Annotated in this window: 17 protein-coding genes; 1 reads left to right on the top strand and 16 read right to left on the bottom strand. The window is 46.4% G+C overall.

Annotation, left to right across the window (positions count from 1 at the left end):
* Positions 1–4: 4 nt before the first annotated feature.
* Together RTJ53_RS04920 and RTJ53_RS04915 are read right to left on the bottom strand one after the other, a co-directional pair.
* Positions 5–562, bottom strand: coding sequence for a MarR family winged helix-turn-helix transcriptional regulator (locus tag RTJ53_RS04920; protein ID WP_312276097.1), 558 nt, complete (start codon positions 560–562; stop codon positions 5–7).
* Between the two features lie 305 nt (positions 563–867).
* Positions 868–2,244, bottom strand: a complete 1,377-nt coding sequence (locus RTJ53_RS04915; protein ID WP_312276096.1) for an MATE family efflux transporter — start codon at positions 2,242–2,244, stop codon at positions 868–870.
* Positions 2,245–2,629: 385 nt separating this feature from the next.
* Here RTJ53_RS04915 and fumC point away from each other — a divergent pair, with 385 nt between their 5' ends.
* Positions 2,630–4,045 (top strand): class II fumarate hydratase, encoded by a 1,416-nt coding sequence (fumC, locus tag RTJ53_RS04910; protein WP_312276095.1) that lies wholly within the window; start codon positions 2,630–2,632, stop codon positions 4,043–4,045.
* A gap of 159 nt (positions 4,046–4,204) precedes the next feature.
* Here fumC and urtE read toward each other — a convergent pair whose 3' ends face one another.
* The 14 genes from urtE to RTJ53_RS04840 all read right to left on the bottom strand — a co-directional run bounded on the left by urtE (position 4,205) and on the right by RTJ53_RS04840 (position 19,848).
* Positions 4,205–4,903, bottom strand: coding sequence for an urea ABC transporter ATP-binding subunit UrtE (urtE, locus tag RTJ53_RS04905; RefSeq protein ID WP_312276094.1), 699 nt, complete (start codon positions 4,901–4,903; stop codon positions 4,205–4,207).
* A 9-nt stretch (positions 4,904–4,912) separates the two neighbouring features.
* Positions 4,913–5,731, bottom strand: a complete 819-nt coding sequence (gene urtD, locus RTJ53_RS04900; RefSeq protein WP_312276093.1) for an urea ABC transporter ATP-binding protein UrtD — start codon at positions 5,729–5,731, stop codon at positions 4,913–4,915.
* A 126-nt stretch (positions 5,732–5,857) separates the two neighbouring features.
* A complete protein-coding gene (urtC, locus tag RTJ53_RS04895; RefSeq protein ID WP_312276092.1) occupies positions 5,858–6,985 on the bottom strand; it encodes an urea ABC transporter permease subunit UrtC in 1,128 nt (375 codons plus the stop codon).
* Between the two features lie 18 nt (positions 6,986–7,003).
* Positions 7,004–8,581 carry an urea ABC transporter permease subunit UrtB gene (urtB, locus tag RTJ53_RS04890; protein ID WP_312276219.1) on the bottom strand — a complete coding sequence of 526 codons (1,578 nt, stop codon included), beginning with the start codon at positions 8,579–8,581 and terminating at the stop codon, positions 7,004–7,006.
* A 369-nt stretch (positions 8,582–8,950) separates the two neighbouring features.
* Entirely contained in the window at positions 8,951–10,204 is a 1,254-nt protein-coding gene (gene urtA / locus RTJ53_RS04885) for an urea ABC transporter substrate-binding protein (protein WP_060996033.1), read from the bottom strand.
* Between the two features lie 572 nt (positions 10,205–10,776).
* The gene (locus RTJ53_RS04880) at positions 10,777–11,421 is read right to left on the bottom strand and encodes a HupE/UreJ family protein (protein ID WP_312276091.1); all 645 of its coding nucleotides are present in this window, start codon (positions 11,419–11,421) and stop codon (positions 10,777–10,779) included.
* Between the two features lie 27 nt (positions 11,422–11,448).
* Positions 11,449–12,150 carry an urease accessory protein UreG gene (ureG, locus tag RTJ53_RS04875; protein WP_100285263.1) on the bottom strand — a complete coding sequence of 234 codons (702 nt, stop codon included), beginning with the start codon at positions 12,148–12,150 and terminating at the stop codon, positions 11,449–11,451.
* Positions 12,151–12,186: 36 nt separating this feature from the next.
* A complete protein-coding gene (locus RTJ53_RS04870) occupies positions 12,187–13,023 on the bottom strand; it encodes an urease accessory protein UreF (protein WP_312276090.1) in 837 nt (278 codons plus the stop codon).
* Positions 13,020–13,580 carry an urease accessory protein UreE gene (gene ureE / locus RTJ53_RS04865; protein WP_312276089.1) on the bottom strand — a complete coding sequence of 187 codons (561 nt, stop codon included), beginning with the start codon at positions 13,578–13,580 and terminating at the stop codon, positions 13,020–13,022. Before ureE ends, RTJ53_RS04870 begins: the two co-directional genes overlap by 4 nt.
* A 243-nt stretch (positions 13,581–13,823) precedes the next feature.
* Complete coding sequence (gene ureC / locus RTJ53_RS04860; protein WP_312276088.1) at positions 13,824–15,929, bottom strand: urease subunit alpha; 2,106 nt, start codon at positions 15,927–15,929, stop codon at positions 13,824–13,826.
* A 24-nt stretch (positions 15,930–15,953) separates the two neighbouring features.
* The gene (gene ureA / locus RTJ53_RS04855) at positions 15,954–16,256 is read right to left on the bottom strand and encodes an urease subunit gamma (protein ID WP_060995978.1); all 303 of its coding nucleotides are present in this window, start codon (positions 16,254–16,256) and stop codon (positions 15,954–15,956) included.
* A gap of 50 nt (positions 16,257–16,306) precedes the next feature.
* Positions 16,307–17,251, bottom strand: coding sequence for an urease accessory protein UreD (locus tag RTJ53_RS04850; RefSeq protein WP_312276087.1), 945 nt, complete (start codon positions 17,249–17,251; stop codon positions 16,307–16,309).
* A gap of 164 nt (positions 17,252–17,415) precedes the next feature.
* The gene (locus tag RTJ53_RS04845; RefSeq protein ID WP_312276086.1) at positions 17,416–18,378 is read right to left on the bottom strand and encodes a DMT family transporter; all 963 of its coding nucleotides are present in this window, start codon (positions 18,376–18,378) and stop codon (positions 17,416–17,418) included.
* A gap of 162 nt (positions 18,379–18,540) precedes the next feature.
* Positions 18,541–19,848: an MFS transporter gene (locus tag RTJ53_RS04840; RefSeq protein ID WP_309592332.1), complete on the bottom strand. Its 1,308-nt coding sequence runs from the start codon at positions 19,846–19,848 to the stop codon at positions 18,541–18,543.
* Between the last annotated feature and the right edge of the window lie 7 nt (positions 19,849–19,855).

Here is a 19,855-nt window from a genome sequence, read left to right as displayed (position 1 = left end):
TTTGTTAGCCATCGGATATGGCTTGGCTGTGCCAATCCGTTAATGAATTCAAGGCTTTATCAAGCAGACGATGCAGCTGATCCCATTCCTGCCCGCTCATATGATGAAAAAACTTTGCTTCAAGCCCGCGACCAATCGTCTCACAAGTTTGCCACGCCTGCTCACCTGCCACCGTCAAGCGTAGCTGCTGAATACGGTTATCTTGTTTATCTGGAATTTTTTCTATCATACCGCGCTGCTCAAGCCCTGCTAAATATTTGGATAACAGCGTTTTATCCAGTACCAATTTTACTTTAAGTTCGCTTGAGGTGATATTTGGGTAATCATGAATCAGTCTAAGTAGACGTATTTCTTTGACTCGCAGCCCGCAAGCTTTACGGTACAATGGCTCGGCGGCATTAAGCACAAGGATTTTGATAACGTCAAGCTTGTAAGTGAGATAGGCATGATTGCCGGTTGGGATGTCAAGCGCTGCCGCTGCAAGATAATGATACAGCGACATCTCACTGTCGCTATCTAAGCTTGGCATATGGGTGTTGTGAGCAATAGTCGGTGTCGGCATAGAGATGGCTTACTTTTGTCAGATGATTTATTCCACAGTATAGCCGAAAGCTTGCATTTCCCATACCAGTTGCTCAGCAAAACCCCGCATAGTGCATTGATTATAGTCTGTTGATTATAGCCCGCCTATTACAGATAACTTTGATTGCTTTAGTTTGATTGCTTTAATTCATTAGGCTTGATTGATGGGGTTGATAGCGGTCGCCACCATGACAAAATTTTTAACAACCCTGTTTGATGCTATCCCATCCTCGATATCCATCGTTTCGTCAATGACGAATAATTCGCTATCAAAAACAATCAAGCTTACACCAATCGCTCAACCGCTTTTTTCTTCCAAACAAACTGGTAGTACAAGCCTTGTAAAACGCTCATCACTATAAAGTTTGCCACATACGCCCACCAAATGCCTTGCAGTCCAAAATGACGACTGAGTAAAATCGCACTGGGAATCTCTACCAATAAGATAGTGCCGATGCTGATAAACATGGGCTGCCACACCATGCCCGTCGCACGCATCATGCCACTAAAAATCATGCCACTGCTAAAGAAAAGCAAGCTCCATAACACAATGTGCAATAATTGCTGCGCCAGTACAATCACGCCTTCCACCGTGATAAACATCGCCATCAAATAACGGGAAAAAAGATACGCCAAAACAATCAAACCCCCAGTAATAATGAAATTGGTCATCATGGCGGTGCGAGTGACGCAGTTTAGGGCTGTCGCTTTACCTGCGCCAATCGCTTGCGAGGCATAAATTGATGCCGCTATGGCAATCGACATGGCAGGAAATTGCACATAGCTCAACACTTGGTTGACTGCGCCATAAGCTGCGGTGGCATTGGTACCAAAGCCATTGACCAGCCCAATAATTACCAAGCCAGATATCGCACCTGTCACCATCTGAAACGCAGTAGGCAACCCCAACCGAATCACTTTACGCGCGATGTCGGGTTGGATGCGTATATATTTGAGCAATTGATTGTCAATTTGTAAGGGGTGATTTTTGGCACGGGTATAAAAAAACAAAAACAGCAATACCAACAACTGTGACAATAAAGTCGCAATCGCAGGGGCTTGGATATCGAGCTTGGGTAACCCAAACCAACCTTGAATGAGCGCAGGCGTCACCACAATCCCAATCACAATGGAAATACCCACGGCAAACAGGGGCGTCACCGAATCGCCAACCCCGCGCAATAATGAAGTATAAGCAATAAATAAAAACAGTAGCGGACTTCCTGCCAACATCAATTTGGCATAACGGTTTGCCAAGCCTTGAATCTCAGCAGGGACGCCCATCTGCACAATAATCAATTGACTGAGCAAGCTGCCCGTAACCGCAATCATCACCCCTAATATCAAAATAATTGCAAAGCTATTGCCGGTAATTCGTTTGACCAAATCCAACTCTTTGGCACCCCAAGCCTGCCCTACCAAAATCGATGAGCCTGAAGCGATACCGATGATAAACGCCATCAAAAAAAACAGCACTGGGGCAAACACCGATACGGCGGCAATCGCCTGTACCCCTAGCATCTGCCCAACAAAAATGGTATTAATCGTCCCTGACAGCGATTGCAAGATGTTGGTCAGCAGTAAAGGCAACAAGAAAAACAAAAACGGTCGCCATAGCGTGCCGACCGAACTAAAATCTGGAAGTTGTTGTGATTTTTTCATACCGTCAAATTTGCTTAATGATAATAATGATAACGATGGCTAATTTAATTATTTTTTTATTACTGACCTGCTAGGTAAATTTTATACAGTGTTAGATAGCAAACCAAAGCGTATCGAAATGCTAAAAAAGCTACCGACGCTGGCAAAATTTCGTTCATAGTAAACGATTGCTCAACAACATATCGCAATAAAATGTTAACTATCTTTCGTTATCACCCGTCATTTTACCGCTTACTTTAACAAAAATAACAAACGACACATATTCTCAAACTTTTATGGTCGATAACTCTGTTAAACTTTACCCTGTGCTTTGGTGCATAAGTGGCGATAACCAGCCGCTTTGATAATGACAGAATCGAAAAACTCACTAAAAAAGAGAACAATAATGACAACCGACAACCAAACCGATACCCAGCAATTTCGCAGCGAAAAAGATACTATGGGCGCTGTCAATGTCCCTATAGATGCCTACTGGGGTGCGCAAACCGAGCGTAGTCGCAATAACTTTAAAATCGGTGGTGAAACCTTACCACAGCCGCTGATTGAAGCCATGGCACTGGTCAAAAAAGCCGCCGCCATCACCAATGCCAAATTAGGGCGTATCAGTGATGACAAACGTGACCTTATCGTGCAGGCCGCCGATGAAATCATCAACGGGGCACTGCGTGACCAATTTCCTTTGGTCGTTTGGCAAACAGGCTCTGGCACCCAGTCCAACATGAACATGAATGAAGTGATTGCCAACCGCGCCAATGAAATTGCCGGTCAAAGCAAAGGTAGTTATCAGCCGATTCATCCCAATGACGATGTCAATCATGCTCAGTCTACCAACGACAGCTTTCCCACCGCGATTCGGGTAGCGGCGGCGCGTCAGATTGTCTATCTGCTTATCCCGGCGGTGCAAAAACTGCGTGACACCTTAGCAAGCAAATCTGAACAGTTTACTGGCATTGTAAAAATTGGACGTACCCATTTGCAAGACGCCACCCCTTTGACGCTAGGACAAGAGTTTAGCGGCTATGTCAGTCAGTTAGATCATGCGCTCATTCGTCTAGATGCCGCGCTACAAGGTCTGTATGAACTGCCTTTAGGCGGCACGGCAGTCGGTACAGGACTAAACGCTCACCCTGACTATGCCGAGCAGGTCGCGCAAACCTTAGCTGCGTTGACCGATGTGCCTTTTGTCACCGCGCCCAATAAATTTGAAGCGTTAGCGGCCAGAGACGCTGAAGTTTTTGCCTCAGGTGTCCTAAAAACCTTGGCAGCGAGCCTCAATAAAATTGCCAATGATGTGCGCTGGCTGGCTTCAGGTCCTAGATGTGGGATTGGTGAACTTAAAATCCCTGAAAATGAGCCAGGCTCATCCATCATGCCAGGTAAAGTCAATCCAACCCAGTCTGAAGCCATGACGATGGTCGTGGCACAAGTGATGGGTAACGATGTCACCATCAATATGGCGGGGGCGTCGGGTAATTTTGAACTCAATGTGTTTATGCCAGTCATCGGCTACAACCTGCTACAATCGATTCGCCTACTTGCCGATACCTGCGACAGCTTTAATGACCATTGCGCGGTAGGCATCGAGCCTGTGACAGAAAAAATTGATTATTTCTTGCATAACTCATTGATGTTAGTCACCGCGCTCAATCGCCATGTCGGCTATGAAAATGCAGCAAAAATTGCCAAAACTGCTTATAAAGAAAATAAAACCTTAAAACAAGTTGCCGTTGAGTTAGGTTTATTGACTGACGCCCAATTTGATGAGTGGGTCAAACCTGAAGCCATGACTAGTCCAAAGTGATTAATCGAAAGTAACTAATTCAAAAATGATTAGTCGAAAGTAATGTGCAGGTTAATGCAGCGTAATCGCACTTTTTTATCAATCAATTTTTATCAGCAAATTTTTAGCCAGATGACAGTCATCTGGCTAAAAGCTAGCTCTCGCATCGTTGGCTATTTACTAAATCGCCACTAGTTCCCTGATGCCTTTTTCTGGCATATCACCGCCTATGCCTTGGGCAATGACTTGCCCCCGTGCCATAACCGTATAGTTATCAGCAAGTTCTTCAGCAAAGTCATAAAACTGCTCGACCAAAATAATCGCCATATCGCCTTGGTCAGCCAATCGACGAATCACCCGTCCGATATCTTTGATAATCGATGGCTGAATTCCTTCGGTCGGCTCGTCCAAAATCAGCACCCGTGGCTCAGAAGCGAGCGCCCTTGCTATCGCTAATTGTTGTTGTTGACCGCCTGACAAGTCACCGCCCCGGCGCTGGCTCATTTCATCGAGCACAGGAAAAATCTCGTACAAATGGTTTGGGACTTTTTTGGCTTTGCTGCCTTTAAACTTTGCCATGCCAATCAAGATATTTTCTTCTACGGTTAAGGTTGAGAAAATGTCTCGCCCTTGTGGCACATACGCCATGCCTGCGCGCACGCGGTTTTCGGGCGATAATTTGCTGATGTCTTTGCCATCGAGCAAAATTTGACCAGATTTAATCGGTAAAACTCCCATCAGGCACTTTAACAGTGTGGTTTTACCCACGCCATTGCGACCGAGTACCACAGAACACTCACCCACAGGCGCAGTCAAACTGACATCGCGCAGAATATGACTACCGCCATAATATTGATTGATTGTGTTTACTTCTAACATCGCTATCCCCTATCGCCCTAGATATTTTTCGATGACATCGTCGTTGGCTTGTACTTCAGCAAGCGTCCCTTCTGCCAAAATCGCCCCTTGCGCCAATACCGTCACTTGCTCACTGATGGTGTCAATAAAACTCATGTCATGCTCAACCACCACCAAGGTATGGTTTTTTTTGAGCTCCAAACATAGCTCGGCGGTGCGTTCGGTTTCGGCATCGGTCATGCCTGCCACTGGCTCATCAAGCAAAATCAGCTTTGGGCGCTGCATCAGTAGCATCCCAATCTCCAGCCATTGTTTTTGCCCGTGCGACAACAATCCTGCAGGTTTATTGACAAACTCACCCAAGCGAATCGTCGCTAAAGTTTGGTCAAGGGCATTTTGCGCATCCGGATCAAGCTTGCTAAATAGGCTTTTTTTGACCCGCTTGTCTTTGGGTGCGGCAAGCAGTAGGTTCTCCATGACGGTAAAATTTTCAAACACCGTGGGTTTTTGAAATTTTCGCCCAATGCCAGCTTCGGCAATTTGCTCGGTGGTCATGCTGGCAAGATTGTGGGTTTGTCCAAAATACACTGACCCTTCCGTGGGGCGAGTTTTACCGGTAATCACGTCCATCAGCGTGGTTTTACCCGCACCGTTAGGTCCGATGATACAACGCAGCTCGCCTTCTTTGATGTACAAAGATAAGTTGTTTAAGGCGCGAAATTTATCAAACCACACGCTGACATCTTCCATATATAGGGCAATGCCTTTGCTAAAATCCGCTTCTGGTGACTTTAGCCGTCCGTAGTTGCTCTCAGCAAAGTCATTGATATTATTATCGTTTGTATTCATAACAGACTCTTTGATGTGTTATTAATGGGGTGTTTATGGGGTATTAGTCATCGGGTATAATCAAACTAACTACTGGGTTGCAGGTGGTCAGCATGAAGCCGCTGCCGCCCCTGAAGCCCCTGCCGCCTAAGATTCTTTTTTTGCTTCTATGTTTATTTGCATATTTTTTACGCTTGGCTCGACCGTTTTTTTGCCATGCGTGATTTTGTCCAATAGACCAATAATGCCTTTGGGTAAAAACAAGGTGACGACCACAAACAACCCGCCCAAAATCAATAGCCAAGCTTCGGGATACGCCACGGTAAAGTAAGTTTTCACCGCATTGACCACACCTGCGCCCAATATCGCCCCAATCAGCGTGCCGCGTCCACCTGTGGCGACCCAGACCGCCATTTCAATCGAGTTGACAGGGTTCATCTCACTGGGATTGATAATGCCCACTTGTGGCACATACAACGCGCCAGCAACCCCTGCGATAATCGCCGATAACACCCACGCAGATAGTTTGTACCATAGGGTACGGTAGCCAAGGTATTGCAAACGGTTTTCGCTATCACGCACGGCGCCCAATACGCGACCATACGGCTTGTGCATCAAATAACGCAAGCCAAGGTAGGCAAGCATCAGCACGAATGCGGTGGCAAAACATAGCAAGGTGCGCGTCATGGGAGCAGCGATGTCCATGCCCAAGATGGTTTTAAACCCGGTAAAACCGTTGTTACCGCCAAACCCAGTTTCGTTACGGAAAAATAAGAGTGATGCGGCAAACACCATGGCTTGGGTGATAATCGAAAAGTACACGTCTTTGATTTTTGAGCGAAAGGCAAAAAACCCAAATATAAAAGCCACCAATGCCGGCACCAAGACGACCAATACCATTGCCCAAGCAAAGTTGTCTGTCCCTGCCCAAAACCAAGGCATGTTATCCCAGCTCAAAAACCGCATAAACTCCGGCAAGCTATCGCCTGATGCTTGGCGCATCAGATACATACCCATCGCATATCCGCCAAGGGCAAAGTACAAGCCATGCCCAAGGCTTAAAATCCCCGCATATCCCCATACCAAATCCAGTGCCAAAGCAACCATCGCCAGACACATGATTTTGCCAATCAAAGTGACCCAATAAGCGGATAAATGCAGCGCCGAATCAGCAGGTAGCAGATGCAACCAAGGCAACACCATCAACACCGCAAAACAGCCCATAATTGCCAAGCGACTCACTGGTTTATCTGCAAATAATTGTAAAATACGCATTTTTTAACTCTCCAATGATTACTCGACAAAGCGACCTTTAAGGGCAAACAGACCTTGTGGGCGTTTTTGGATAAATAGCACCACCAGCACCAACAAAATAATTTTGGCAATCACCGCACCCATGCCAATCTCAAGCACGGTGCCACTCACGCCTAGACCTAGGGCTGCCAGTACTGCCCCCCAAATTTGACCGACACCGCCGACCACCACTACCAAGAAAGCATCGATGATGTAGTTTTGCCCCAAATCAGGACCGACATTGCCCACTTGCGCCAAAGCGCAGCCTGCCAAACCTGCCAATCCAGAGCCAAGTCCAAACGCCATCATATCGACACGCGCCGAGCGAATACCCACCGCGCGCGCCATTTGCCGGTTTTGGGTCACAGCGCGTACAAACAGACCAAAACGGGTATATTTGAGTAAAAAAACCAGTAATAACAATACGATAATGGTAAAGCCGATAATCGCAATACGGTTGTATGGCAACATCAAGCTTGGGGTCAAGGCGACAGCACCGCTTAGCCATGAAATATTGGAAACTTCGACGTTTTGTGCCCCAAAAATCATGCGAACTAACTGCATCAGAATCAAACTCACCCCAAACGTGGCAAGCAAGGTTTCTAACTGTCTACCATATAATGGACGTATCACCACCCGCTCAATAATCATGCCAATGACGGCGCTCACCAAAAACGCCAGCGGAATCGCGGCAAGCATGTACCAATCGACATAGCCTGCCAAATGGCTTTTAAAAAAACTTTGCACCACATAGGTAGTATAGGCACCAATCATAATGAGCTCACCATGCGCCATGTTAATGACACCCAATAGACCGTAAGTAATGGCAAGCCCCAACGCCGCCAACAACAAAATACTGGCGGTACTAAAGCCAGAAAACACGTGTCCTGTCCATTCACTGGCTTTGATACGCGATTTGACTTTGTCTTGGGTTGTTTGTAAGGCTTGCTTGAGCTCGGGTGAGTGGCTGGTTTGTTTTGCCATCCCTTCGATATCAGCTAACACATCGGGGCTGTTACTGGATGCCAAGGTTTTTAAGGCCGCAATCTGGGTCATCTCATCGCCCGATTGCAAATCCATGCGCGCTTGCAGTTGCGCCAATGCTGCTTTTACCGTACTGTCTTTTTCATTGGCATAAATATCGGCAACGGTTTTTTTATCGAGCGTGGCGATATTGTCAGCTAGGATATCCACCGCTTTTAGGCGCTCGCTGGCATCGTCGGATTTGAGTTTGGCTTTGGTCTGCCCTAGCGTCAACGCCGAACGCAGCGCGTTATTGAGTGTGACTTGGTTTAGGTCGCTTGGCCAATTGCTTACCAAGGTATGCGCAGGATAACTGTAGAGTTGGTCGGTGTTTTCTAGGGTATAGACATTGCTGGCATCATCACGGTACAGCTCGTCTTTGTTAATCAGCTCGACCAGTTTGTCATAGGATTGGCTAGTGCCTGTCCAGTTGTTGAGCATGGCTTGACGCCCCGCAAAATCTGCGGCTACGAATTTTTCAATATCATCGCCTGCGCTGGCTGCGGTGCTTATGGCTGCGCTAGTTGGGGCTGCTGTGGTTACTGTACTGGTCATCGTAGTGGCCGAAGCGGTACTTGCCTGTGCATTACTCACGCTTGGCAACGCAATGCCCATCGTGGTCGCTAGCGACATGCCGAGCACAATTTTTTTACTTTTTTGCAAAAACTGCCCGAGAAAATGATTACCATTGAGCATGATGGTCGCTCCTTAGTTTGTATGATTAGTCTTTATGATTAGTCATCTGTTTGGTGGTGTGACGGATCAATGTTTAAATCAATAAAAGGTGAAATCGTAAAATTTTGGCAAAAAAATAAGCCATACCAGCTGGGGTATTGATAAGCGGTATGGCTGTCACAACATCGATTGTTAACTTCATTCAAGCTAATTTGAAAGGCTTATTTTGGGATACTTACTTTGGGATTCTTATTTTGGGATATAAGGACTCCAAGGTTCAGCTTTAATGGCATCTTTGGTTTTGTAAACCACATCAAACTGACCATCGGCACGGATTTGCCCAATCATCACAGGTTTGTGTAAGTGGTGATTTTCGGCATCCATGGTTAGCGTGTAGCCCGATGGCGCGGCAAAGCTTTGACCTGCCATGGCAGCACGGACTTTATCCACGTCGGTGGAGCCCGCTTTTTCAACCGCTTGTTTCCACATATTGATACCCACATAGGTGGCTTCCATGGGGTCATTGGTCACTACTTTATCGGCATTTGGCAGTTTGTGGTCAATGGCGTATTTTTTATAAGCATTCACAAACTTGATGTTTACAGGATTTTTGACCGATTCAAAGTAGTTCCATGCTGCCAAGTGTCCGACTAATGGGGTGGTGTCGATACCGCGAAGTTCTTCTTCACCCACAGAGAACGCCATCACAGGAATATCCGCCGCTTTGATGCCTTGGTTACCAAGCTCACGATAGAAGGGGACGTTTGAGTCACCATTGATGGTGGAGATAACTGCGGTCTTTTTACCCGCTGAGAATTTTTTGATATTACCCACGATGGTTTGGTAGTTGTTAAAGCCAAATGGGGTATATTCTTCCATGATGTCGCTATCTGCCACGCCTTTAGACTTTAAGAACGCCCGTAAAATCTTATTGGTGGTACGAGGATACACATAGTCAGTACCCAATAGCACAAAGCGTTTGGCACCGCCGCCTTCTGGTGACATCAAGTACTCAACCGCAGGAATGGCTTGTTGGTTGGGCGCGGCGCCAGTATAAAAGATGTTTTTGGACTGCTCTTGTCCTTCATACTGCACAGGGTAGAATAATAAGCCGTTTAATTCTTCAACCACAGGCAACACGGATTTACGAGAAACCGATGTCCAGCAACCAAAGATAACCGCGACTTTGTCTTGTGTTAGTAGCTGGCGCGTTTTTTCGGCGAACAATGGCCAGTCTGAGGCAGGGTCGACAACCACAGGCTCAAGTTTTTTGCCCATCACCCCACCTTTGGCATTGATTTCGTCAATCGCCATCAACGCGGTGTCTTTGAGCGATGTTTCAGAGATTGCCATGGTGCCTGAGAGTGAATGCAAGATACCCACTTTGATGGTATCACCATTGCTAGGGGCAGGCGCACTACCGGTGGCAGCAGTGGTTGACGTGCCACTGGCTGGTTTGGCGTCACTTGATGATTGCGGTTTTGAACAACCTGTCAACATCATACTGCCCGTTACCGCTAGGGCAACCAAGGATCTGCCAAATGCACGACGGCTTAATTGACGCTCAGTCGTGGTTAGCTCGGTGGTTTTTTTGTCTAACATGTGTCACTCCTAAAATAGATGGATTGCCGTTTTAAGGTAGATCGTAACGGATAGGCTTTGGCTATCGGTTGCTGGTTGTCTTAACTGACTATAATGACAATTCAATTAGTGTGCCAATCTGTATATTAAAAGGTATTTTTAAAAATTTTATCAATTAAATCAAAAGGTTGAATTACCATACTTAAAGACAGTTATTTTAAACAATCACCCATTTGGATAAATGCTGCTACTAGGTAAAAAATGAGCAAACTTTGGCGACCTTAGCGATTTCACCAATCTGATGAACTCGGGGGATTTTTTGCACTATTACCATTCATCTGGCATTGCTCTAGCATTTAGCTAGCATTGATTGACGCTAAACAACGCTTTATCGTCAGTGTCTTTATGACAGTACCCAATCTATTGCATAAAAAAAGTGCAAGCCAGGCAGCTTGCACTTTTTATCAAAAATGTTGTTAACCCCTAGTTAATCCCTAGTTAGCTAATACCAGTGCCATACCCAATGCCGCCATAATTGAAGGTAGCCAAGACAGCTTGGGATGCGCATGAGATTGTGCTTTTACCCAATTCATCACCGCTGCACCCACAGCAAACAAGGCGGACATCGCGGTTATCATGCCTAAGCCAAACCCTTGACTCACGCTACTGACTGGCATCTCCACGGCATGCGCCATACCATGAAATAGCGTTAAACCAAATAAGCTGATCGCCATCATGAGCGAAAAGCTTGTTTGATTGGCTTGTGCTAGCTTGGTGCGCTGCGCCAAAACTGCGACCGCTGTCAACACCACCGATAGCAAAATCGCACCTTCAATAATCGATGAGCCAATCGCCACATGAGATAGTTGCACCAAAGCAAAGCCTGACAGTAAGCTTGTCACCAATAAGCCCAAACCCAGTTTTTTGTGACGGGCAAACACCATGCCCATGCCAACTGCAAGCACCACGTGGTCAAGACCTGAGATAGGGTGCATGAGCCCTGCGGTGACGGCAGCCATGAAATCTACCGAGCTTGCACCTGCATGATGGGTTAAACCATGACCGACATGTGCCATTGCCACACTTGAAAGAATAACAAGCGCCGCTGCCAACGCCGTTTTTTGTGTTAAAGTTTTCATTATGTCTCCTTGATTTTATCGCATTTTTTACATATTTTCGCTTGAGCTTGGTAAATGTTGGACAGGCTGTGACGGAATCTCTAGCGCTCTTAGCATGCCCTGTTGTTGGATAAATTTGATAATGTCATCCAAACCGTCTTGAGTTTTCATGTTGCTAAACACAAACGGCTTATCGCCGCGCATTTTTTTGGCGTCTTTATCCATAATCGACAAATCCGCGCCCACGAGTGGCGCAAGGTCGGTTTTATTGATAATCAGCAAATCTGATTTGGTAATCCCGGGACCACCTTTACGGGGGATTTTGTCACCTGCACTCACATCAATCACATAAATGGTCAAATCCGACAACTCTGGGCTAAAGGTCGCCGCCAAGTTATCACCGCCCGACTCAATAATAATCAGCTCAAGACCGTCAAAGCGATTTTGCAAGGTGGCTACGGCATTAAGATTAATCGACGCATCTTCACGAATCGCTGTGTGCGGACAGCCGCCCGTTTCCACCCCGATAATCCGCTCAGCGGGCATGGCATCATGGCGGGTCAAAAACTCCGAATCTTCTTTGGTATAAATATCGTTGGTAATCACCGCCATGTTGTACACGTCTTTGAGACGGCGACACAGGCTCAAGGTCAAAGCGGTTTTGCCAGAGCCAACAGGCCCGCCAATGCCAAGGCGTAACGGGGATAAGCGAGGTTGTTGGGTTGGGGTTTTTTGGGTGAAGCCAGTCATGGGGTTTCCTTGTGAGTAGTATTAAAAACAGGGGTTTTAGGAACGAAACAGACGACTATATTGTTGTTCATGATGACAGGATAATTCTGCCAACGACGGTACAGACGCTGATAGTTGCAAGTGGTTGATTAAAATCAGTAATGTTTGGGCATGCTGCTGTGCCTGTAAAAATTGTGGCGCAATGTCTTTTAGAGCAGCCACAACCGCTTGCCGATGATGGATAGCTGTCAATGCCGTTTTGACTTTGCTGGCTTGCGTTTGGCAAAGCTTGGCAATCGGTTCATCCATCGCTTGCCCCAATTGCCAAATAATACGTTGCCCTGCCATTTGCCCCAGCGGTAAGGTTTTGACAATCGCCAAGGTCAGATTTTCCATTTGAGCAAACGCATAGGTCGTCAGGCTATCGGCTATCGGCAGTTGCCAAAAATACGCCAAGCGAGCGAATAACGGTAAATAGCCTTGCGCTATCCAATCTTGTGGCATCGCAAGGTCGAGCACGCCATCGAGCCAAGCACAAAATGCCTGCGCCAATTGTTGACTCTCTAATAAAAACTCATGGCTATCACGGCTTGCCCCATAAAAATTGGCTAGACTATCCACCAAGCTGTGGTGATTTTTTTGCGCTGACAAGTGCATCATACTTGCCATCAGCGGCAGTTCAAAATTGAGTAAAACCTCTTGTTGATACGCCTGCAAAAACGCCAAACTACTGGCTTCATCATGAATAAAACCTTGCTCAATGGCAGACTCCACACCTTGGGAATAGGTATAACTGCCAATCGGCAAATTGCTCGACGCTAGCATCATCAGCTTAAGCAATTGTTGTGGCGGCGTCGTCTGTGTGAGGTGCGACGTTGTTGTCATTGTTTTCATGAAAAAAACGTGGCTTTGGTTAAATCGCCGACGACTGTGCTTTGCGTATCTGCATGGCTTAACCGATTATCATGCCCATGTGAATGCCCGCCATGCCCATATGCCCCTGTTTCGGGTTCAAAGGCGTGTTCCACTTCGCTCACGGTTAAGCCTAACTTCACTAGCATATCGGCAAGCACATAATCAGGCTCAAAGTACAGGGCGTAATCATTGTCATGCTGAACCAACATCAAAGGCACATGACGATTGCCCAAATGATACGCCCCCCGCATCAGTTCAAAGGGATTGTCGGCAGTGACTTGGGTGAGGGTTTGCGGTTTGGCAAAAATTTGCACTAGGTCGCCTGTGTCGTTTTGCACCACATCACCGTCTTTGAGCGTACCTGTGCGTGGTAGGTCGATACCGACCGCTTCACCATTTTGCAAGGTTGCACGAAAGCGTGACCGCTGGCGTGTGTCAAAATCGAGCTGCAAAAACTGCCCGTTTGCTTGTTGGTTAACCAAATCTGCTTGCTGTTGGTGAGTTAACTGTTGCACCCGTTGATTATAAATTTTCATTATTATCCTTTGTTAAATTTTCTACCTACTCAGAAGTTTGCCCTTGATAACCGCATTTTTGACAGCGACCCTATTTAAATAGATGTTCACAGTTGTTAAGTCCATAAATTAAATGCGAACAGTTTGGGCAACGATTTTGCATTGGCGATACATTTTTAAAAAACTCACTGCCACATTCATCACAGAGTAGATGAGATTGTTCGGTTCTAGTCATCACATTGGCATTTATAGCTAAAATCCCATTTAAAATAAGAAATAACGCTGTGCCATTGGTAACACAGCCGACGGCTCACAAGTGAGAAGCTCACCATCGGCACGTACTTCATAGGTTTCTGGGTTAATCGACATCTCAGGGCAATAGCTATTAAACCGCATATCTTTTTTGCGAATGTTACGAATACCCTGCACAGGGCGAATCACTTTTTGCAAACCAAGTTTTTGTTGGATGTCATTATTAAAGGCGATTTTGGATACAAAGGTGATACTGGTTTGGTGGGTGGCTTTGCCAAGGCTTGCGAACATCGGACGATAATGCACCGGCTGCGGGGTTGGGATGGAGGCATTGATATCACCCATCGGATAAGCGGCGATGCTACCACCTTTTAAAATCGTGTCAGGTTTCACCCCAAAGAATTTGGGTGACCATAGCACCAAATCCGCCCATTTACCGACTTCTACCGAACCGACTTCCTCGGCAATACCGTGGGTAATGGCGGGATTGATGGTGTATTTGGCGATATAGCGTTTGATGCGAAAATTGTCATTTTCTGTCACTGTATCTTCGGTCACTGGGTCGATGTCATGAAGCTCAATGTTAGACGCATTTTGGCTCACTGTATCGGGTGCTAAAAATCCGCGTTGGCGTTTCATTTTATCCGCCGTTTGCCAAGTGCGAATAATCACCTCGCCCACCCGTCCCATCGCTTGCGAGTCGCTACTCATCATCGAGATTGCCCCCAAATCGTGCAAAATATCTTCAGCGGCGATGGTTTCTTGGCGGATACGGCTCTCAGCAAAGGCGATATCTTCGGCAATCGCAGGGCTCAAATGGTGACAGACCATCAGCATGTCGAGATGCTCATCGATGGTATTGATGGTAAACGGACGCGTGGGGTTGGTCGAAGACGGCAGTACATGCGGCTCGCCAATCGCCCGCAAAATATCAGGGGCATGCCCGCCGCCTGCGCCTTCGGTGTGGAAGGTGTGAATACAGCGGTCTTTAAAGGCATTTAGCGTGCTTTCTAGATAGCCACTTTCGTTGAGCGTATCGGTATGAATCGCCACTTGCACATCATACTCTTCGGCAACGCTCAAGCAGTTGTCAATCGCTTGCGGCGTGGTGCCCCAGTCTTCATGCAGTTTTAGCCCGACCACACCCGCTTCGATTTGCTCGACAATCGGCTGCGGCAAGCTGACATTGCCTTTGCCCAGTAGCCCAATGTTCATGGGCATATCATCAAGGGCTTTGAGCATGGTTTCGATATGGTATTTGCCGTTGGTGCAGGTGGTGGCAAGCGTGCCTTGGGCAGGCCCTGAACCCCCGCCAATCATGGTCGTCACCCCAGACATCAAGGCAACTTCCGCTTGCTGCGGCGCGATAAAGTGAATATGGGTGTCAATCCCGCCCGCGGTCAAAATTTTGCCTTCACCTGCAATAATCTCAGTGCTTGCGCCAATGGCGATGGTGACATTGGATTGAATATCGGGGTTGCCCGCCTTGCCAATCGCCCAAATTCGGCTGTCTTTAATCGCCACATCGGCTTTATAAATCCCAGTATAATCCAAGATAAGCGCGTTGGTAATCACGGTATCAGCCACTTCGGCAAACGGGCGTTGCCCTTGCCCCATGCCGTCACGAATCACTTTGCCACCACCAAATTTGACCTCTTCACCATAGCTGGTAAAATCTTTTTCCACTTCGAGCCACAGCTCGGTATCAGCAAGACGCAGTTTATCCCCCACGGTTAAGCCAAAATGCTCGGCATACATTTGGCGGGATACGGTTTTTTGTGATTTTGGTAAACTTGCGGTATCCACAGATACGGTGGCTTGCCCCATCACCCGACCAGCAAACCCAAAAATCGCCTTATTGCCACCAAACTCGACCAGTTCAACTGTTCGCGCTTGCCCTGGCTCAAAGCGCACTGCCGTACCCGATAAAATATTTAAGCGAAACCCGAGCGCCTTGTCACGGTCAAACGCCAGTGCGTCATTGGCTTCGGCAAAATGGTAGTGAGAGCCGATTTGAATCGGTCTGTCGCCGGTGTTTTTGACCAAAATAGTTTGGACGGCTCGCCCTTCATTCAGGATAATGGCTTGGTCTTTTAGCTTATATTCGCCAACTTTCATGGTTTACCCCTTATACTTTTTAAATTACACAATCGGTTGGTGAATGGTCACCAGTTTGGTACCATCGGGAAAGGTGGCTTCCACTTGCACATCGTCAATCATCTCGGCGATGCCATCCATCACATCCTCAACCCTAAGCCACGTGGTGCCCTCGCCCATCAACTGTGCCACCGTTTTGCCCTCTCTTGCCCCTTCGAGTACCAACATACTGATATAGGCTATTGCTTCTGGATAGTTAAGTTTTAAGCCACGTTGTTTGCGGCGTTCGGCAACCAGTCCTGCGGTAAAAATAAGTAATTTATCTTTTTCGGCGGGGGTTAAATGCATGGGTTACTCCAATTATTTTTTTAGTGTTAAAAATTAGACCGTCACTGCTATTAGGTTGCCCAAATTCGGGGCAAATGACTGGCTTGTTGCCACATTAAAGTGCGAATTTCATCACGAACTGCACCAAAACTATCAAAACATTGGCGGACATCATCCCCCAAATAGCGAATAATCATCACCTCCCCTGTTTGGGTGCAAGAGACAGGCAAGCTATGGTGGTCGATAAATGAACGTAATTGCTTGACCCAGTCAATCAGGTGTTTTTGCGCATCAACACTTGGCACAACCCATAAGCTCGCAAATACGCTATGATTATTGAGACCCACGGGTGAGCCAAACCAATCGTGTTCAGCACAGTGATGTAAAGTATCAGCAAGCAGCAATTTGGGCTGCTCATCCATGCGCCAAAATAGATTTGATAACCGCATCTCGCCTGTACTATAGCGCTCGCCATGATGCTCTCGCCCTAACAGGTTAATTTCCCAAGCGATAACACTGGCAGCTGGGCTGATAAAAAACTGATTGGTGGCGTGGGCAAAACTTGCGTTATAAAAACAGTTTTCTTGCGGTAGCCATTCAAAACGGCTGTCGTCTTGCAGATAAACCGTGACATTTTGAACAGCATAACTATTTAAATTCTCTTGGGTTGTTTGAGATTTTTGGGGTTTTTTGGTTGGTGGACTTTCATCGGCTTGCTTGTTAGGGGTGTAACTTGGTAAATTGCCGTACCATTTATTTGCCCCTGGCGTGGTAATCACGGCGTGGGCGTGATGTTTTACGCCAATATCAATATCGAGTTTATCGCCTAAGGCAATGCCCGCGGGCGGATACAGCATGATGATATGACAAATACCTTGCTGTTCACCGCTTTCAGGATATAAGGCTTTTTGTACCCGCAAGGCGCCTTGGTGGTGGCGTTGTACCAAATTGGTGCGAGCATGCTCACCCGCATGTTGGGCGTCAAAAGCTAAGGTAAGGACTGAGTGCCAAGTCATATCTATCTAACTATATGAAAAATATATGGTTTTATAGAATGCAAGGGCTGTGCCACATTTGTGCAGTGAGCCTTGATACCAGTATGGATAGCAGCATTAGTACCAGCATTGATACCAATATGGTGAAGCCCAAATCAGGAATGTTTACACGGTTTGGGCTGTTATTAGACTTGAGTATCGGCTTCTGTCAGTTGCCGATGACGCTGCATGGGCAATCTGATAGAATTTAGGAGGGTGGCTAAAAGAATTAATATCATCCCTGAGTACTGCATGCCATTGAGCGATTGGTGCAGTAATACGATCGACAATACAATCGCGGTAAACGGCTCAAACACAGTGAATACCGAGGCTTTGGTTGCAGGGAGTTTGTGCAGGGCTGACATATACAAGAAAAACGGAATCACGGTACCCACTAGACTGAGCCCCATTACCCACAACCAAGTGATAGCAGGCATGGTAAAGGCTTTGGCATAGGTTTGATAAGTCATCGGTAGAAATAATAAAGCCATGGCACTAATCACCACTGAGCTAAAAAACACCAAGGTCGGCGGATAGTGTTTGTGTAAGGCTTTTTTGCCTAAGATGCCATACAGTGAATAGCACACCCCAGACAATAGACCAAACACAATCCCCCAACTCAATGTAAAGTTCTCACTGAGCGTTGTCAGTGCCACGCCCAATACCGCGATGCAAGCTAAGGTAAATGATTTTTTTGTTATCGGTTCTTTTAATAAAAAAAATGCCAATACCAAACTAAAAATCGGCGCCGTATATAGTAGCGATACCGCAATGCCCGCGCCCACAAAATTGACCGCGATAAAATAGCAAACCGTCATGCCTAACACGCCAATCAACGATTGCAAGCTCAACTGTAATATCTCGCCGACTGATAACTGCCTAATGGATGTCCACAACGATGGCAATAATATCAGTAGCATCATAGCAGCGGTCACCACTCTTAAAATGGCAATTTGCACACTATCAAAACCCAGTTGATGTAGATAGGTGGTAAAGATCCCCAGCGTGCCCCAACAGATAGCCGCCACAATGACTTGCAAGCCACCCATCGTCGCATGATTGCGCGTGTTACGGGATTGGTTGGTAGCGAAAGCGGGTTTACGAGTCACTGGCAATTCCTAAAAAATGGGGGATAAAAAAAGTGATTCTAGCAAACAAGGTTGGCTAAAACCACTTTGGGAAAAAACTTAACTTAACCTCATGGGGTTATTGATAACCATGGTTAATCAATTATTTTCCTAACTTCTTTTTAACGTTTTTCTAACTTTTTTCTAACCTTTTTCTAACATCGACACACTATCGGATTTTTTATACATCACAGTTGCTACCAGTGCAATTACGCTTGCTATCACCAATAACCAAGCTGGCGCGATTTGACTGCCTGTTTTGCTCATTAACCAAGTTGCCATCAAGGGGGTTGTGCCGCCGAGTAGGGCATTGGCTGAGTTAAAAGTGAAAGCAAAACCTGAATAACGCACCTCGACTGGGAAAATCTCACTTAAAAATGCCGGTAGCGTGCCGTCATTGACGGATAATAAGAGCGAGAACACCAGTTGAATCAAAACAATCGTTAAAAACCCACCCAGGCTTAGCATATGAAACAAAGGCACTGTCAACGCGATAAACAACACAGATGCGATGATCAGCATGGTTTTGCGACCGTATTTGTCTGACAGTTTACCCATGGTGAAAATCATACCGATATAAGCGACTAATGAAATGGAGGCAGCTAGCAGCGACTGCGTTTCATTGATGTGCATTTGGGTCGATAAATAAGTCGGCATATAGCTTAGGATTAAATAAAAAGCCACCGCATTCAAACTACATAACATAAAGGCAATACACAAGGTTTTTTTATGGTTGGCAAACAAATTTTTGATTGGCACCGGTTTTTCAATGGTGCTTTCTTCAAACGCCTTAAAAGCCGGGGTTTTTTCAAGATTCAACCGCATATATCGACCCACTAGACCCAGTGGTGCAGCCAATAAAAACGGAATACGCCATCCCCAAGTTTGTACAAAGTCAGCATCCATAAAGGCGGTCATAGCTGCAGCAATCAGTGAGCCCAGTAATAGACCCGCGGATGTACTGGCAGGTACGATACTGGTATAAAATCCTTTTTTGTCGGGCGGTGCATACTCTGCCATAAATGCTGATGCCCCTGCATACTCTCCTGAGGCTGAAAAACCTTGAATCATGCGCAACAATAACAACAACACAGGCGCTAAAATACCGACGGTGGCATAACTTGGCAACAATCCGATTAGGAAAGTGGCACCCGACATAATCAAAATCGACCAAGATAAAGCCGCTTTTCGACCGTATTTATCGCCAATATGTCCCCAAAAAATACCCCCAAACGGACGGACAATAAAGGATAGCGCAAAAATTGCATAAGTTGACATCAATGCGACGGTTGCATCGGTTTTAGCAAAAAATACGCTAGCGATGACAGTGGCAAAATAGCCATACGATGCGTAATCAAACCACTCGACAAAGTTACCAATAAAACTGGCTTTGGCGGCTTTTTTGAGTAACACAGGATCTTTAACATACGGCTCGGCAGCTGGTTGTTGCATTGCTACG

This window comes from Moraxella sp. CTOTU46711 (assembly GCF_031975715.1).
Taxonomy (GTDB): domain Bacteria; phylum Pseudomonadota; class Gammaproteobacteria; order Pseudomonadales; family Moraxellaceae; genus Faucicola.
This window is presented reverse-complemented; position numbering and strand designations above follow the sequence as displayed.

Coding starts and splice junctions, on each gene's coding strand:
- RTJ53_RS04920 (WP_312276097.1), bottom strand. CDS start 562: ATGCCGACACCGACTATTGCTCACAACACCCATATGCCAAGCTTAGAT.
- RTJ53_RS04915 (WP_312276096.1), bottom strand. CDS start 2,244: ATGAAAAAATCACAACAACTTCCAGATTTTAGTTCGGTCGGCACGCTA.
- fumC (WP_312276095.1), top strand. CDS start 2,630: ATGACAACCGACAACCAAACCGATACCCAGCAATTTCGCAGCGAAAAA.
- urtE (WP_312276094.1), bottom strand. CDS start 4,903: ATGTTAGAAGTAAACACAATCAATCAATATTATGGCGGTAGTCATATT.
- urtD (WP_312276093.1), bottom strand. CDS start 5,731: ATGAATACAAACGATAATAATATCAATGACTTTGCTGAGAGCAACTAC.
- urtC (WP_312276092.1), bottom strand. CDS start 6,985: ATGCGTATTTTACAATTATTTGCAGATAAACCAGTGAGTCGCTTGGCA.
- urtB (WP_312276219.1), bottom strand. CDS start 8,581: ATGACCAGTACAGTAACCACAGCAGCCCCAACTAGCGCAGCCATAAGC.
- urtA (WP_060996033.1), bottom strand. CDS start 10,204: ATGATGTTGACAGGTTGTTCAAAACCGCAATCATCAAGTGACGCCAAA.
- RTJ53_RS04880 (WP_312276091.1), bottom strand. CDS start 11,421: ATGAAAACTTTAACACAAAAAACGGCGTTGGCAGCGGCGCTTGTTATT.
- ureG (WP_100285263.1), bottom strand. CDS start 12,150: ATGACTGGCTTCACCCAAAAAACCCCAACCCAACAACCTCGCTTATCC.
- RTJ53_RS04870 (WP_312276090.1), bottom strand. CDS start 13,023: ATGAAAACAATGACAACAACGTCGCACCTCACACAGACGACGCCGCCA.
- ureE (WP_312276089.1), bottom strand. CDS start 13,580: ATGAAAATTTATAATCAACGGGTGCAACAGTTAACTCACCAACAGCAA.
- ureC (WP_312276088.1), bottom strand. CDS start 15,929: ATGAAAGTTGGCGAATATAAGCTAAAAGACCAAGCCATTATCCTGAAT.
- ureA (WP_060995978.1), bottom strand. CDS start 16,256: ATGCATTTAACCCCCGCCGAAAAAGATAAATTACTTATTTTTACCGCA.
- RTJ53_RS04850 (WP_312276087.1), bottom strand. CDS start 17,251: ATGACTTGGCACTCAGTCCTTACCTTAGCTTTTGACGCCCAACATGCG.
- RTJ53_RS04840 (WP_309592332.1), bottom strand. CDS start 19,848: ATGCAACAACCAGCTGCCGAGCCGTATGTTAAAGATCCTGTGTTACTC.